The 14168-nt window shown below is 68.0% G+C and carries 16 protein-coding genes; 3 read left to right on the top strand and 13 right to left on the bottom strand.

Annotated elements, in window-relative coordinates:
- Window positions 1–92 precede the first annotated feature (92 nt).
- Complete coding sequence (locus AWC12_RS03890) at window positions 93–392, top strand: hypothetical protein (RefSeq protein WP_085172522.1); 300 nt, start codon at window positions 93–95, stop codon at window positions 390–392.
- 85 nt (window positions 393–477) lie between these two features.
- Here the strand turns inward: AWC12_RS03890 and AWC12_RS03885 are convergent, their stop codons facing one another.
- Window positions 478–873 (bottom strand): DUF2784 domain-containing protein, encoded by a 396-nt coding sequence (locus AWC12_RS03885; RefSeq protein ID WP_085172707.1) that lies wholly within the window; start codon window positions 871–873, stop codon window positions 478–480.
- 68 nt (window positions 874–941) lie between these two features.
- Between AWC12_RS03885 and AWC12_RS03880 the strand changes: the two genes are divergently transcribed.
- On the top strand, window positions 942–1673 hold the full coding sequence (locus AWC12_RS03880; protein ID WP_085172520.1) for a type 1 glutamine amidotransferase: 732 nt from the start codon (window positions 942–944) through the stop codon (window positions 1671–1673).
- Here AWC12_RS03880 and AWC12_RS03875 read toward each other — a convergent pair.
- Window positions 1655–3004, bottom strand: coding sequence for a TIGR01777 family oxidoreductase (locus tag AWC12_RS03875; RefSeq protein ID WP_085172705.1), 1350 nt, complete (start codon window positions 3002–3004; stop codon window positions 1655–1657). The genes AWC12_RS03880 and AWC12_RS03875 overlap by 19 nt on opposite strands.
- 67 nt (window positions 3005–3071) lie before the next feature.
- On the opposite strand from AWC12_RS03875, the gene AWC12_RS03870 reads away from it, so the two are divergent.
- Window positions 3072–3734, top strand: a complete 663-nt coding sequence (locus AWC12_RS03870) for a phosphoribosyltransferase (protein WP_085172518.1) — start codon at window positions 3072–3074, stop codon at window positions 3732–3734.
- Between the two features lie 9 nt (window positions 3735–3743).
- On the opposite strand, the gene AWC12_RS03865 is transcribed toward AWC12_RS03870, so the two are convergent.
- The 11 genes from AWC12_RS03865 to ftsW form a co-directional block, all read right to left on the bottom strand.
- The gene (locus tag AWC12_RS03865; RefSeq protein ID WP_085172516.1) at window positions 3744–4091 is read right to left on the bottom strand and encodes a phage holin family protein; all 348 of its coding nucleotides are present in this window, start codon (window positions 4089–4091) and stop codon (window positions 3744–3746) included.
- A 30-nt stretch (window positions 4092–4121) separates the two neighbouring features.
- Window positions 4122–4946: a DivIVA-like cell division protein Wag31 gene (wag31, locus tag AWC12_RS03860; RefSeq protein WP_085172514.1), complete on the bottom strand. Its 825-nt coding sequence runs from the start codon at window positions 4944–4946 to the stop codon at window positions 4122–4124.
- A 215-nt stretch (window positions 4947–5161) separates the two neighbouring features.
- On the bottom strand, window positions 5162–5452 hold the full coding sequence (locus AWC12_RS03855; RefSeq protein WP_024445468.1) for a YggT family protein: 291 nt from the start codon (window positions 5450–5452) through the stop codon (window positions 5162–5164).
- Between the two features lie 109 nt (window positions 5453–5561).
- Window positions 5562–6206 carry a cell division protein SepF gene (locus AWC12_RS03850; protein WP_085172512.1) on the bottom strand — a complete coding sequence of 215 codons (645 nt, stop codon included), beginning with the start codon at window positions 6204–6206 and terminating at the stop codon, window positions 5562–5564.
- Window positions 6203–7030 (bottom strand): YggS family pyridoxal phosphate-dependent enzyme, encoded by an 828-nt coding sequence (locus AWC12_RS03845; protein ID WP_085172510.1) that lies wholly within the window; start codon window positions 7028–7030, stop codon window positions 6203–6205. Before AWC12_RS03845 ends, AWC12_RS03850 begins: the two co-directional genes overlap by 4 nt.
- Complete coding sequence (pgeF, locus tag AWC12_RS03840; RefSeq protein ID WP_085172508.1) at window positions 7027–7740, bottom strand: peptidoglycan editing factor PgeF; 714 nt, start codon at window positions 7738–7740, stop codon at window positions 7027–7029. The genes AWC12_RS03845 and pgeF overlap by 4 nt, the downstream gene beginning before the upstream one ends.
- A 16-nt stretch (window positions 7741–7756) precedes the next feature.
- Window positions 7757–8932, bottom strand: a complete 1176-nt coding sequence (ftsZ, locus tag AWC12_RS03835; RefSeq protein WP_024445464.1) for a cell division protein FtsZ — start codon at window positions 8930–8932, stop codon at window positions 7757–7759.
- Window positions 8933–9118: 186 nt separating this feature from the next.
- The gene (locus AWC12_RS03830; protein ID WP_085172506.1) at window positions 9119–10057 is read right to left on the bottom strand and encodes a cell division protein FtsQ/DivIB; all 939 of its coding nucleotides are present in this window, start codon (window positions 10055–10057) and stop codon (window positions 9119–9121) included.
- Window positions 10054–11463 carry a UDP-N-acetylmuramate--L-alanine ligase gene (gene murC / locus AWC12_RS03825; RefSeq protein WP_085172504.1) on the bottom strand — a complete coding sequence of 470 codons (1410 nt, stop codon included), beginning with the start codon at window positions 11461–11463 and terminating at the stop codon, window positions 10054–10056. The genes AWC12_RS03830 and murC overlap by 4 nt, the downstream gene beginning before the upstream one ends.
- Window positions 11460–12587, bottom strand: a complete 1128-nt coding sequence (gene murG / locus AWC12_RS03820) for an undecaprenyldiphospho-muramoylpentapeptide beta-N-acetylglucosaminyltransferase (RefSeq protein ID WP_272937872.1) — start codon at window positions 12585–12587, stop codon at window positions 11460–11462. The genes murC and murG overlap by 4 nt, the downstream gene beginning before the upstream one ends.
- A gap of 44 nt (window positions 12588–12631) precedes the next feature.
- Window positions 12632–14167, bottom strand: a complete 1536-nt coding sequence (gene ftsW / locus AWC12_RS03815; RefSeq protein ID WP_024445460.1) for a putative lipid II flippase FtsW — start codon at window positions 14165–14167, stop codon at window positions 12632–12634.
- Window position 14168 lies beyond the last annotated feature (1 nt).

Genomic DNA, 14168 nt, shown 5'->3' with positions numbered 1-14168 from the left:
CAGATCATCACGATCGAGAAGAACAAGAGAAAGTCGAAACCGCGCGACACGCTCCACGGCTCCGACCCGACACAGGGAAGAGCATCACCACCATGAAGAAGTTCAGCATCACCGCCGCCGCAGTAGCCGGACTGTCCGCAGCCGTCCTCGGACTGGCCGCGCCGGCACTGGCAGCACCCACCGGCTCCGACGCGCAGGCCACGATCAGCCAGCTCGAAGCCGACGGCAACCGCGTCATCGTCCAGAAGCAATCCGACACCCCGCTGGATCAAGCCAGCGTCGTCAGTGTCAACCGCGGCGCTCCCATCCGGGGTACCGTGCGGGATTTCTTCGGCGACCGCACCTATCAGCAGACCATCACCGGGTACGTCTACTACGTCAACGTGAAGTAGCTTCCCTGAGCAACAGGGCCACCTCCCCGGAGGTGGCCCTGTTGCTTTCTTCAGTGGCGTGAGGGCCCGAAATTCTCAACTCCGATCAGCGGGCCGGCGACGCTGTCGGTCGTGTCCGAGAACGGATACCGAAGCCGATCCATGAACCGGCAATCGCCGTAAACACCAACGCCTGCACCAGGATTGCCAGATCTCCCGGGTACCAGACACCGGTGATGTAGTGGTCGATGAAGCCTTGCGCCGATATGTCGCCCATTCCAGCTGCAGCGCGGGCGATGCGTTCCAGATCGGTCAGCGGGCACGGCAGGCCGAACGCCAGACTGGCCACGGCCCACCCGACGACCGGCACATGGAGCCACAGCGCGCCGGGCCAGCGCCAGCTCAGGAACCCACCCACCAAGAGGTAGCCGAGAAACGCGAAATGCAGCGCCGCCGCCGATACCGCGACGACGGCGAACACGCTGGCAGCTAGGGAATTCATGCTGTCCGCCATGGTAGAAGATCCGGAGTCGTCGCCTGATTCCGCGCAGCGGTGCCGCCGGGCAGATAATGGCCGGCGTGGCACCCAAGGTTCTGTTTCTGCTCAACGAGCACATCGCGACCCCGGCCCTCCTCGGTGACGCGTTCGCCGAACACGGATTCGATATCGACTCGTTCGAGGTCGTCCCGGCCGAACGGGCCGCCCACCCCGCAGGTGACGTCGACTTCCCTGACCCGTCCGGATATGACGTCATCGTCCCGCTCGGTGCGTCGTGGCCCGTCTACGACGAGGCGCTCATGGACACTTGGGTCAGCGCCGAGATGCAACTCGTCCGCGATGCGGCCGACGCTGGGATCGCGCTGCTCGGTGTGTGTTTCGGCGGGCAGCTGCTCGCCCAGGCCTTCGGCGGAACTGTGTCGCGCGGTCCCCGCCCGGAGATCGGGTGGTACGACATCCCCACCGACCGGCCGGATCTGGTGCCGGGTGGACCGTGGTTCCAGTGGCATTTCGACCGCTGGACCCTGCCGCCCGGAGCCACCGAGATCGCCAGGACCCCTGATGCATCGCAGGCGTTCGTTCTCGGCCGCGCAATGGCCCTCCAGTTCCATCCGGAGGTCGACGCGGACCTGCTCAAGATCTGGCTCGCCGCCGACCACACCGGCGACGTTGCCGCCACCGGTTTGACCCATGACGAACTACTTACCCGCACAACCGAACTCGCCGAGGACACCGGGGTACCGATTCGCGCACTGGTGCACGGCTTCCTGACACACGTGGCAGGTCACTCACGACCGAGCTGATGTGCCAGCGCGTCGGCGACATCGCGGTGCCGGAATTCGTGACCTCGACTCAGCAGTTTCGATGGAATGACCCGCTGGTTGGCCTCCGCCAGTTCACGGGCGCCCTGCTCCCCCAACAACACTCGGGGCCCGAACGACGGCACCGGCAGCAGCGCCGGGCGGTGCAGCACCCGCGCGAGCTCCTTGGTGTACTCGGTGTTTCGGACCGGCTCAGGACCGACGGCGTTCACCGGACCGCTGAGCTGGTCGTCGTACAAGGCCCGGTGATAGATGTCGATCACATCGTCGAGACCGATCCAGGACAACCACTGTCTGCCGCTGCCGAGCCGTCCTCCCAATCCAGCGGCGAACAGCGGGCGCAGTAGGCGCAGCGTTCCGCCGTTGGCGGCCTGCACAATTCCCGTCCGCACCTTGACCACCCGCAGTCCGGCGTCGGACGCGGGGACCGTCGCCGCCTCCCAATCGGTGACCACGTCGGCGAGGAAACCGTCCCCGCGCGCACTGTCTTCGGTCAGCAGGGTGTCACCGCGGTCGAATCCGTAGAAGCCGACCGCCGAAGCGCAGATGAAGGTGCGAGGGCCGTTCTCCGTCGATGCCGCGGCCGCGGCCAAACGCCGCGTCGGCTCGATACGGCTGTCCCGGATGGCCCTGCGGTGCTCGTCGGTGAATCGTCCCGCGATGGATGCGCCCGCCAGGTGCACGACTGCATCGACGCCGGCAAGCAGGTCGGCGGCCGGCGCCAATGGATCCCAGTGCCGCTCGTCAGCGCCGCCCGCGGCACCGCGCACCAACTTGATGACCCGGTGACCGCCGGTGGTGAGGAATGCGCTCAGCGCCGAACCGATCAACCCGGAGGCTCCGGTGACCGCGACGACCATGGGCGCCATCCCCGCCGTGGAAGCCCTGCGGTGCGCAGCCAGGTCGTCGGCGAGCTGACGGTGCCGGTAGACGAACGTCGAGCGCAGCCCGGCCGCAGGCACCACGGCGTCCACCTCGTCATGGACCCGGGTCTGTGCGCCTAAGTCGGAGAACGTGTGGATGTGGCGCCATCCGCCAATCACCCGCGGCGGCCATGACGCGATGCCGTGGGAGGACAACTCGTCGACAAAGCGGCTACCCGGCACGTAGGCCGACGGGTCGTGGCGCGCCACCCAGCGCAAACCGCCGGGCAACCCCAAGACCGCGGTGCCGTCGGCCAGCGACTCGGCTTCCTTGAGCACCGTCATCGGCTGCCACGGCGGTACCAGGCGAGGCATCGCGCCCGGACGGCTGAACCAGTTCCACACCTCGTCGCGCGGATGGTCGACGACACTTTCGTATTCGATGCCCATGGTCTCCCTCGTCTCCACTGGTGGATAACCCCATAATCGAACGGGTACTCCCCTACACGACCGTGCCATGAGTGACAAAAGACGAACCTTTCGGGACCGTCGCGAGGCGGGCCGGATCCTGGCGCGCGATCTCAGCGGATACCTGGCCCGCTATCCGGGACAACAGAACCTACAAGTCCTGGGACTGGCGCGCGGTGGCGTTCCGATCGGGGCGGAGGTTGCACACGCGCTGGGCGCCCCTCTCGACGTCTGCCTCGTCCGCAAGCTCGGGGTTCCGCAGTGGCCCGAACTCGCGATGGGTGCGGTCGCCACCGGCGGTGGCGTGGTACTCAACCACGACCTGTTGCGCAGCCTCGGAATCGGTGACGAGCAGGTGCGCGATGCCATCACCCGGGAGACCGCAGAACTGCACCGCCGGGAAGAGGCCTACCGCGGTGGCCGGGGGCCACTGGAGATAACGGGGTGCACGGTAGTCCTTGTCGACGACGGCATCGCCACGGGAGCGAGCATGGTCGCCGCGGTTCGGTCGGTCCGTCAGGCCGGTGCCGCGCATGTGGTCGTCGGCGCTCCGGTGGGTTCGCCGACGGTGTGCCGGCTACTTCGCGAAGAGGCCGACCACGTGGTGTGCTCGACAATGCCCGCCCACTTCCAGGCGGTCGGTCAGGTCTTCGCGGATTTCCATCAGGTCAGCGACGACGAGGTCCGACAGCTGCTCGCGGCGCACGACTGACGGCGGCGCTCAGTTCTTCGGCTTCTCGACGTCCGATGGTTCGTCGGGCTGCTCTGAGGACGCCACATCGACGGCGACTGTGTCGTCACGAGACGTCTCGTCGTACTCCTCGGCGATCGGCGCCTCGTCCGGATAGTCCTCGTAATCGGCATCGTCCTCTGCGAGAACCTCAGTGCCAGAAGGTGTTTCGTCAGCGTCGCTCTTCGAGCGGTCGCGGATCGCGTCGACGATCAACAACACGACACCGATGACACTGGCGGCGATACACACCCAGGCGATGAGCTCGTTACTGGTGACCACAGCCATCACCAGAGCAGCGAGACCGACGACTGCGAGCACGAGCGCGACGATCAGCATGGGCCCACCCTAGGTGCTAGGGGCACGCGACTAGTTGTTGCCCCGGTTGAACTGATTGAAGCCCCCGTCGCTGTTGGCTCCCGAATCCACCGGTGCGGCCGAGCCGCGCTGCCCCAGCTCTTCGAGCTGCGACTCCAGGTAGGTCTTCAGACGGGTGCGGTACTCGCGCTCGAACGTACGGAGCTGCTCGAGGCGACCTTCCAGCACCGTCCGCTGCTGGTTGATGGTTCCCATGATTTCGGAGTGCTTGCGCTCGGCGTCGGCCTGAAGGGCATCGGCCTTCTCCTGTGCCTGCCGCAGCTGCGTCTCGGACCGGTTCTGCGCATCGGCCAGCATTGCGTCGGCGCGCTGCCGGGCTTCGGCGACCGTGGTCTCGGCGGTCTGCCGGGCCTCGGTGACCAGCTGATCGGCCTCGGCGCGGGCGTCGGCCAGCATCTTCTCCGACTCGGCCTTGGCGCTGTTGGTCAGACGATCCGCGGTGTCCTGAGCAAGGCTGAGCACCTTGGCGGCACGCAGATGCTGATCCTCGGTCGCCGGAGCGGCAGGCTGCTGCTGAGCGGGAGGGGCTTCGTACACGGGCTGCGGAGCCGGAGCCGGTGCGGGTTCGGGCTCCGGCTCGTAGACTGGGAGGGTCTGAGTCGGCTGAGCGGCGGCTCCACCGGCGCGGGCGCTCTCGAGTTCCTGGTCCAGCTCGGCGACCCGCTGACGCAGATCGGTGTTCTCCTCGATGAGGCGAGACAGCTCGTTCTCGACCAGGTCGAGGAAGGCGTCGACCTCGTCCTCGTTGTAGCCGCGTTTGCCAATGGGTGGCTTGCTGAACGCCACGTTGTGCACGTCGGCAGGAGTGAGCGGCATCGTCTGCCCCCTTGAAGTCTGGACCGTCAACTGATCACGAAGTGTAAAGCCTTACTGGAACGTAACTGGCGTCCATCCTGTCACACCAGACCCGGCGGTTGCAGGCGAGGTCGATAATTAAGACCGAAACTCAACTTTCCCGGTTGCCGTCGAAACACCCGCGAACCTGTTTCCGCGGGCGTCTGGCGACCGAATAGTCCCGGGCCGGACGCGGATCAGGCCGCGGCGCCGAACGCCAACTGCATGCCGATGAATGCGACCAGAAGCAGCACCATGATCGACAGGTCGATCCGGACTGCACCTATCGTGAGCTGCGGGATTATCCGACGCAGCAGCTTCACCGGCGGATCGGTCAGCGTCATGATGATTTCCAGCACGACGACTGTCACTCCGCGCGGGTGCCAGTCGCGGCTGAACGAGCGGATGAACTCGACCACGACCCGGGCAATCAGCAGCAGCCAGAAAATGAACAGCGCGAAACCCAGAATTTCGAAGAAGAGCGCCAACGAAGCCGACCTCACTCAGGCAGATGTGTGACTTTGACAACAGGCTAAGCACAGCCTGGGCCGCGGCACGAGCGCGACAGAGTCAGCCTACCCGGGGAGACGCGCCTGACTACTGGTAGGCGTAGAAGCCCGCCTCGGCGATGCGGCGGCGCTGCTCGGCAGTGACGTCGACATCCGCCGGTGACAGCAGGAACACCTTGGTGGCGACTTTGTCGAACGAACCACGCAGCGCGAAGGCGAGCCCTGCCGCGAAGTCGACCAGCCGCTTGGCGTCGGCATTGTCCATCGACACCAGATCCATGATCACCGGGGTGCCGTCGCGGAACCGCTCGCCGATGGTGCGTGCTTCGCTGTAGTCCTTGGGGCGCAGCGTGGTGATCTTGGCCAGCGGGCTGCCGGCTTCGAACAGCTCGGCCATTCCGCGGGGATCCATCGCCAGCGCGCCGCGCGTCGAACCCCGCATTGCGCCGAAACGCGGTGGGGTGCGGTCGAACTCACGGGGAGTCCGCATGCGGGGCTCGAACCGGGCGTCGTCGAATCCGCCGGGCATCCCGCCGCGGTAGGCCGCGGGCTCGTCGTACTCGCGAGCGCGATCGTCGTATCCGCGCGAATAGCCCTCGTCCTCGAAGCGGTCCTCCCGCGAACGGCGGTAACCGCGCGCGGGGCCGCGGTCGTCGTCCTCGTAGTAGTCGTCTTCGTAATCATCCATCGGCGCCATACCGAAGTAGGCCTTGACTTTGTGCAGAGTGCTCATTGTTCGGACCCTTCTTGCGGTGACGCTGACTCGGGAAAGTCCAGCGAAGCTGTGGTGTGTGATGAAGGTGTGACTGGTGTGACTACTTCCGGTGACGTTAGCGGTCGCTGCCCCAATAGAGCGGTACCGACACGCACACAAGTCGATCCGTGTTGGACCGCCGATTCGAGGTCACCGGACATGCCCGCCGACAGACCCAGGCGTTGCTGGTAATGGGCTTGCAGCCGATCACGCTCCCGTTGCAGGCGTGCGAAAGCTTCGCCGGCATCCGATCCCAGTGGCGGGATGGTCATCAGACCGACGAATTCCAGACCTGCCGCGCCGTCGATCGCGGCGCACAATTCGTCGATGCGCTCGGTCGCCTCGACGTCGATCCCGCCTCGAGCTTCGTCACCGTCGATGCTGACCTGCAGATATACCTTGAGCGGCCCGGATCGTCTTCCTGCGTCAAAGGCATCGAAGGCGGCCCGGTCAAGCGCCGCGACCACCTTCGCGCTGTCGACGGAGTGCGCCGCATAGGCCCACTCGGCTACCGAGCGCGCCTTGTTGCGTTGAATCCGCCCGACCATGTGCCAGCGGATCTGCGCCGCCCCGATCTCTCGGCCGACCTCCTCGACCTTGGCGGCGGCTTCTTGATCCCGTGACTCGGCGAAAGCCGTGCAGCCCAGCCGGTGCAACGCGATCACGTCGGAGGCCGGGAAGAACTTGGTGACGGGAAGCAACTCGATGTCGGCGACATCCCGTCCGGCACCTGCTGCCGCACGACGCAACCGTTCGCGTAACGCTGTCAGTGCCGCGCCGAGCTCCTCCTCGCGGGACGTCATCGCACGGGCTCCAACCAGATCAGCGACGCCAGCCGCCCGGTCGGGTTGTCCCGCCGGTGACTGAACAGCTTCGGGTCGTCGACCGTGCACCGCGGATCGACGTCTATCGACCTGACGCCCAACGACCGCAGCTGCGCGGCGATTCCGGCGCGCAGGTCCAGGCCCGGCGTGCCGCGACTCGTCGTCGTCCGGCTGCCGGGCAGCGCCTGGTCCACCTCGGCAGCCATCGCCTCGGGCACCTCGTAGTTGCGGCCGCTGACTGCGGGCCCCAGCAGCACCGACACATCACCGACATCGGCACCGGACTCGACCATCGTCTCCAGCGCCCGCGCGACGATTCCGCTCGCCGCGCCCACACGGCCCGCGTGCACCGCGGCCACGACGCCAGCCCTCGCGTCGGCCATCAGCACGGGCACACAGTCGGCGGTCACCACCGCCAGCGCCAATCTCGGCGTCGTCGTCACCAAAGCGTCGGTGTCAGAGACGGTTTCGCCGCCCTGGTCGACAACGGCGACGTTGGCACCGTGCACCTGATTCATCCACACCACCGCGTCGCCGCCCAGCCCGATCGCCTCAGCGAGGCGGCGCCGATTGGCCGCGACCGCCGCGGGATCGTCGCCCACGTGGTCGTCGAGGTTGAACGTGTCGAAGGGTGGTTTCGACACCCCGCCGGCGCGAGTGGTGGTCACACGCCTGACCCGAAGAGCCACAGTGCGACCGGGCGGACTAGTGGCGCATGAACGGCGGCACGTCGACGTCGTCATCGGAGATGCCGCCGTCATCTGGGCCGCCGATCCGGACCGTCGCACCGTTGGTGTGCCCGGCAGGCACGCTGGTCGGGTCGGAGGGTTCGAAGATCGTCGAGTTCACCCGCCCGGCCTTTCCGGATGCGACGGGAGCCGCCGCCTGCGCCGCAGCCGCCTGGGTCTCGCCCGTCACCGGCTTGCGGCCCGGTCCGGCGGCGTCGAAGCCGGCGGCGATCACCGTGACCCGCACCTCGTCGCCGAGCGAGTCGTCGATGACGGTGCCGAAGATGATGTTGGCGTCGGGATGAGCGGAGTCCTGCACCAGCGAGGCCGCCTCGTTGATCTCGAACAGGCCCAGGTCGCTGCCGCCGGCGACCGAGAGCAGCACACCCTGTGCACCCTCCATCGAGGCCTCCAGCAGCGGCGAATTGATCGCGATCTCGGCGGCCTTGAGGGCGCGTCCGTCACCGCGCGCCGAGCCGATGCCCATCAGCGCGGTACCTGCCGAGCTCATGACGCCTTTGACGTCGGCGAAGTCGACGTTGATCAGACCCGGCGTGGTGATGAGGTCGGTGATGCCCTGCACGCCGTTGAGCAGCACCTCGTCGGCGCTGCGGAACGCGTCCATCAGCGATACGGCGGCATCGCCCATCTGCAGCAGCCGGTCGTTCGGGATCACGATGAGGGTGTCGCAGCTCTCGCGCAGCGCCTGGATGCCGTTTTCGGCCTGGTTGCTGCGCCGCTTGCCCTCGAAGGAGAAGGGTCGCGTCACCACGCCGACGGTGAGCGCGCCGAGCTTGCGTGCGATCGATGCGACGACGGGCGCCCCGCCCGTGCCGGTGCCGCCGCCTTCGCCGGCTGTCACGAACACCATGTCGGCGCCGCGGAGCAGCTCCTCGATGTCGTCCTTGGCGTCTTCGGCTGCCTTGCGGCCCACCTCGGGATCCGCGCCTGCGCCCAGGCCGCGGGTCGAATCGCGGCCGACGTCGAGTTTGACGTCGGCATCGCTCATCAACAACGCTTGCGCGTCGGTGTTGATCGCGATGAACTCGACGCCCTTGAGGCCCTGTTCGATCATCCGGTTGACGGCGTTGACGCCACCGCCGCCGATGCCGACCACCTTGATGACTGCGAGGTAGTTATGCGGGGGGGTCATGGGTGCCCTTCCTGCCTTCGGATTGCCTGTCGTGGTACGGATAACCGCTGGAGCAAACCCTCAACCTCAACAAGAGGCTTAGAGTTATGTCAAGTTGTTCCGCGCAACCAGAACGGTAGGGCCGGGCGCCAGACATGCCGGGCAGGCGCGCCGAAACGACACGAAATTCTTGTGTCGCGCGCGGGATTACTTGACGGTCGGCAGATCCGGGCTGGAGACGTCGTAGACCTGGCCCGGTTGGGTCAACAGGGCGGCCAGCTTGAGGGCCTTCTCCTCCGTGCGGTCGGTCGTCCCCCACACGACGGTCCGGCCGTCGATCAACGTCAGCGTGATCGAGGCCATCGACGGCGCCGAGACGCGGCCCACCTGGCTGGCCACGTCGGGCCGCAACGACGTCATCACCTGCAGCGCGGCTTCGGTGGCCGGATCGTTGGGCCCGGGGTTGTCGGTCTCCAGGTACGGAATGCCGGGCGGCGGCGGGCCGGTGGCGAAATCCACGCCGTCCTTGTCGAACAGGTGCACGCCATCGGGATAGTCCCTGACCACCACAGGCACCCGCTCCACGATCGTGATGCGCAGCGTCGACGGATACTGACGCTGCACCCGGGCCGACGCGACGCGCCGGATCCCCGCCACCCGCTCGGCGACGGCATCGGTGTTCACCTGAAGTAGCGGCGTTCCCGGCGCGACGGCCGCCGCGGCCACCACCTCTTCCTGCGTCACCGCCCCCACCCCGGTCACGACGATGCTGCGGGCCGACATGATCGGCGTGAAGTACAGCAGAAGCCCGAGGCCCACCACGACGACGGCGAGTACCGCGGTCCACATCAGGACTTTCAGCCCCCGCACCGTGCCGCGGCCGAGGGTTTTCGCCTGCGGCTCGGGCTGGCCCAGGACCTTGCGCTTGGCCTCTCGGCGGGCCTCCTCGATCGCGGTGGCCCTGGCTTGCGCCGCCCGCCGCTCCTCGCGTTCACGGCGGGCGCGCCGCCGCGGGCCCTCGAAGTCCTCGTTCTCGGACGTCTCGGACGTCCCGGATGGCTCCGACGGCTCCGACGGCTCGGATGGCTCGGGCGTCTCGGACTTCGCGGATGCCTCGGCCGTCTCGGGCTCCATCGGCTCCGTCATGCCCTGGCCTCAACTTCAGCAAGGATCTCGCGGCCCAGCAGCGTGACATCCCCGGCGCCCATCGTCACCACGACGTCGCCAGGGGCCACAGATGCCGCTACCCGGGCTGCCACCGCGGAGAAGTCGGGCACGTACGTCACGGGCGCGGTCACCGCGTCGGCAACGGTAGCCCCGCTGATCCCGGCCAGAGGCTGCTCCCGCGCGGCGTAGACGTCCAAGACGAAGACCTCGTCGGCGGCGCTCAGCGCCTCACCGAACTCGGCGGCGAAAGTCTCTGTGCGCGAATACAAATGGGGTTGGAAAACCGCGATCGCGCGTCCCTGCCCCTCGACCGCGGCACGCAATGCGGCGAGCGTGACCCGCACTTCTGTGGGGTGATGGCCGTAGTCGTCGAAAACCCGGACCCCGTTGGCGGTTCCGACCAACTCGAAGCGGCGTCGGACGCCGTCGAATCCGGCGAGCCCCTCGAGCACCGTGTCCACCGGTGCGCCGGCCTCGATCGCCGCCAGAAGAGCGCCCAGCGCGTTGAGCGCCATGTGCCTGCCCGGCACCGACAGTCGCACGACACGAGGGCCGCTCTCGCCCCGCAGCCTGATCTCGGCGACCGCGCCGGTGCCCTGCTGTGTCCACTCGACCAGCGTGGCGTCGAGATCCTGGGCACTGCCGTAGCGCAGCACCCGCACCCCGAGCGCGGCGGCGCGCTCCCCCAGCGCCGCGGCACCGGCATCATCGACGCACACCACCAGGGCTCCGCCGGGCCGGATGCGCTCGACGAACTGGTCGAAGACCGCGGTGTAGGCCTCGACGCTGCCGTAGAAGTCGAGGTGGTCGGCCTCGATGTTGGTGACGACAACGATGTCCGGGCTGTACTCAAGCAGGGAGCCGTCGCTTTCGTCGGCCTCGGCGACGAAGCACGAACCACTGCCGTGGTGAGCGTTCGTACCCGCCTGCCCGAAGTCGCCGCCGACGGCGAAGGACGGGTCGAAACCGCTGTGCTGCAACGCAACGATGATCATCGACGTCGTGGTCGTCTTACCGTGCGTACCCGTCACCATCAGCGTCGTGTAACCCGCCATCAACTTGGCCAGCACGGCGGGCCGCAGAATGACCGGGATGCCGCGGTTGCGGGCCTCGACCAGCTCCGGGTTGGTCTTCGGGATCGCGGCGTGTGTGGTGACCACCGCGGTCGGCCCGCCGGGCAGCATGTCCAGCGCCGCCGGATCGTGGCCGACGCGAACTTGGGCGCCGCGGGCCCGCAATGCGATCAGCCCGCGAGAGTCCTTGGCGTCCGACCCCGACACCAGTCCCCCGCGGTCGAGCAGGATGCGCGCGATGCCCGACATACCGGCTCCGCCGATGCCGACCATATGGACGCGCTGCAGTTCCTCCGGCAGGTCCGTGGTCATCGCCGCCCCCCGCGCGCGACGTCGAGTGCGATCTCGGCCACCCGGCGGGCCGCGTCGGGGTGCCCCGCCCGCACCGCAGCGGCTGTCATCGCCTTGATACCGGCCTCGTCGCCGAGTAGATCGGACACCGTTCCTGCGACGAATTCCGATGTGAGAGAAAGGTCGTCGACGAGGATGCCGCCGCCCGCCTCGACCACCGGGAGTGCGTTCAGTCGTTGCTCGCCGTTACCGATGGGCAGCGGCACATACACCGCGGGCAACCCCACCGCGCTGACCTCGGCGACCGTCATCGCCCCCGACCGGCACACCGCCAGATCCGCGGCGGCATAAGCGAGATCCATCCGGTCGAGGTAGGGCACCGCCACGTACGGCGGATCGCCCGGTCGCGGCGTGCGCAGATCCAGGGTGTTTTTCGGCCCGTGCGCGTGGAGCACCGAGATGCCCGCGGCGGCAAGGCTTTCGGCAGCCCCCGAGACCGCCCGGTTCAGCGACTGTGCGCCCTGGGACCCGCCGAACACCAGAAGCACCTTCGCGTCGTGGGCGAACCCGAAGTGCGCCCGCGCCTCTGCGCGCAACGCCATGCGGTCCAGAGAGGTGATCGTCTCGCGCACAGGCACTCCCACCACCTCGACGCGTCCCAGACCCGGATCGGGAACGGCGGAGAGCACGCGCACAGCCGACCGGGCGCCGACCTTGTTGGCCCATCCGGCACTGGCGTTGGCTTCGTGGACCACCACCGGCACGCGGCGCCGGGCGGCCAGATACGCCGGCACCGCCACGTAACCGCCGAACCCGATGACGACATCGGCGGAAACCTCGTCGAGCACCGCCCGCGTCTCCCTGACCGCTTTCCGCACCCGCATCGGCAGCCGGATGAGGTCGGCGGAGAGCTTGCGCGGCAGCGGGACCGGGGTGATCAGCTTGAGGTCATATCCGCGCTGGGGCACCAGCCTGGTCTCCAGGCCCCGCTGGGTGCCGAGCGCGGTGATGCGCACCTGCGGGTCCAGCGCGGTCAACGCATCGGCGACCGCCATCGCGGGTTCGACGTGGCCTGCCGTGCCGCCGCCGGCGAGAACGACCGATATCCCCCGGTCGCTGCGCTCCTGCCCCGCCGGGACCGATATCCCCCGGTCGCTGCGCTCCTGCCCCGCCGGGAAAGAAATCCCCGTCACCCGTAACGCTGACCTTCCAATGTGCGAGCCCTCCGGCCCTGATTGCGCTGGGTATCACCGTAGCCGCCGGACGGCCTCCCGGACCGCACCGGGTGCCGGGCGGGCTGCGGCTTGCGGGGCTTGGTCTTGGTGGACGACTTCTTGTCTCTGGCCGCGCGGGGAGCCTTGTCGGGCTGGTTGGGGCGGCGACGCAGCCGGTCGCGCAGCGCCTCGGTGCGGGTGGGCACATACGGCGCAGGCAGCGGCAGCCGCAGGATGCGGTTGACCCGGTCGTCGCGGCCTGCGCGCAGCGCGGCCACCGCTTCGGGCTCGTGACGCGCGGCGTTGGCCATAATGCCGATCATGAGGAGCGTGGTGGCCGTCGAGGTGCCGCCCGAGGAGATCAGCGGGAGCTGCAGGCCGGTGACGGGAAGGAGCCCCACGACGTAGCCGACGTTGATGAACACCTGGGACAGGATCCACAGCGTCGCGGTGGCGGTGAGCAGGCGCAGGAACGGGTCGGCGGAGCGGCGCGCGATCCGCATTCCCGTGTAGGCGAACAATCCGAACAGCACCAGCAGGCCCGCCGCACCGATGAAACCGAGCTCCTCACCGATGATCGCGAAGATGAAGTCGTTGTGCGCGTTGGGCAGATAGTTCCATTTGGCGGTGCCCTGACCGAGACCGTCACCGAACACGCCGCCGTTGGCGAGCGCGAAGCGGGCCTGCCGGGCCTGATAGCCCGAACCCTGGGCGTCGGCGCCGGGGTTGAGCCACGACTGCACGCGCGCCGAGCGGTAGCCCTCGGCGAGCGCCAGGATCACGCCGGAGACCAGGACGGCTCCCAGGGAGGTCAGGAACACCCGAAGCGGCAGGCCGGCGTACCAGAGCAGACCGAGCAAGATGACACCCATCGACAGCGTCTGCCCGAGGTCGGGCTGCGCGACGATCAGGGCGAGCGCGATCACCGCGGCGGGCACCAGCGGCACCAGCATCTCGCGCAGTGAGGCGTGCTCCATGCGCCGGGCCGCCAGCAGGTGGGCGCCCCAGATCGCCAGCGCGATCTTGGCCAGCTCCGAGGGCTGCATCGAGAACCCGGCCACGACGAACCAGCCGCGAGAACCGTTGGCCACCTTGCCGATTCCCGGGATGAGCACGAGCACGAGCAGGACGATGGTGAAGCCGTAGCCGAGGAAGGCGAAGCGGCGCATGATGGCCACCGGCGTCCTCAGCGCAACATAGAACGCGAACAGTCCGATCACGGTCCACAGCAGCTGCTTGGCGAATACCGACCACGGCGAACCGTCGGTGTCGTAGGAGTACACGCCCGAGGCCGACAGCACCATCGTCAGACCCATGGTGATCAACAGCGCGGTGATCGCCACGATCAGGTGGAACGAGGTCATGGGTCTGCTCAGCCATGCGCCGATGCGGGTGCGCGGCATGGCGATTGCCGCTTGAGCGGCCGGGGCGGCGGCCGGCTTGCCGGTATGTCCGTCGTCGTTCGCCGGGTTGGCGCGGCGGCTGCGCAGCCGGTGGAGGATGGTGCTCACG

This window comes from Mycolicibacterium iranicum, assembly GCF_002101705.1.
In the GTDB taxonomy this organism is placed as follows: domain Bacteria; phylum Actinomycetota; class Actinomycetes; order Mycobacteriales; family Mycobacteriaceae; genus Mycobacterium; species Mycobacterium iranicum.
Note: the sequence above shows the minus strand (reverse complement) of the source record. Positions and strands in the feature narration are given on the sequence as shown.

Excerpts from the sequence above, each read along its gene's own strand:
- AWC12_RS03890 (WP_085172522.1), top strand. The coding sequence starts at position 93 with ATGAAGAAGTTCAGCATCACCGCCGCCGCAGTAGCCGGACTGTCCGCA.
- AWC12_RS03885 (WP_085172707.1), bottom strand. The coding sequence starts at position 873 with ATGAATTCCCTAGCTGCCAGCGTGTTCGCCGTCGTCGCGGTATCGGCG.
- AWC12_RS03880 (WP_085172520.1), top strand. The coding sequence starts at position 942 with ATGGCCGGCGTGGCACCCAAGGTTCTGTTTCTGCTCAACGAGCACATC.
- AWC12_RS03875 (WP_085172705.1), bottom strand. The coding sequence starts at position 3,004 with ATGGGCATCGAATACGAAAGTGTCGTCGACCATCCGCGCGACGAGGTG.
- AWC12_RS03870 (WP_085172518.1), top strand. The coding sequence starts at position 3,072 with ATGAGTGACAAAAGACGAACCTTTCGGGACCGTCGCGAGGCGGGCCGG.
- AWC12_RS03865 (WP_085172516.1), bottom strand. The coding sequence starts at position 4,091 with ATGCTGATCGTCGCGCTCGTGCTCGCAGTCGTCGGTCTCGCTGCTCTG.
- wag31 (WP_085172514.1), bottom strand. The coding sequence starts at position 4,946 with ATGCCGCTCACTCCTGCCGACGTGCACAACGTGGCGTTCAGCAAGCCA.
- AWC12_RS03850 (WP_085172512.1), bottom strand. The coding sequence starts at position 6,206 with ATGAGCACTCTGCACAAAGTCAAGGCCTACTTCGGTATGGCGCCGATG.
- AWC12_RS03845 (WP_085172510.1), bottom strand. The coding sequence starts at position 7,030 with ATGACGTCCCGCGAGGAGGAGCTCGGCGCGGCACTGACAGCGTTACGC.
- ftsZ (WP_024445464.1), bottom strand. The coding sequence starts at position 8,932 with ATGACCCCCCCGCATAACTACCTCGCAGTCATCAAGGTGGTCGGCATC.
- AWC12_RS03830 (WP_085172506.1), bottom strand. The coding sequence starts at position 10,057 with ATGACGGAGCCGATGGAGCCCGAGACGGCCGAGGCATCCGCGAAGTCC.
- murC (WP_085172504.1), bottom strand. The coding sequence starts at position 11,463 with ATGACCACGGACCTGCCGGAGGAACTGCAGCGCGTCCATATGGTCGGC.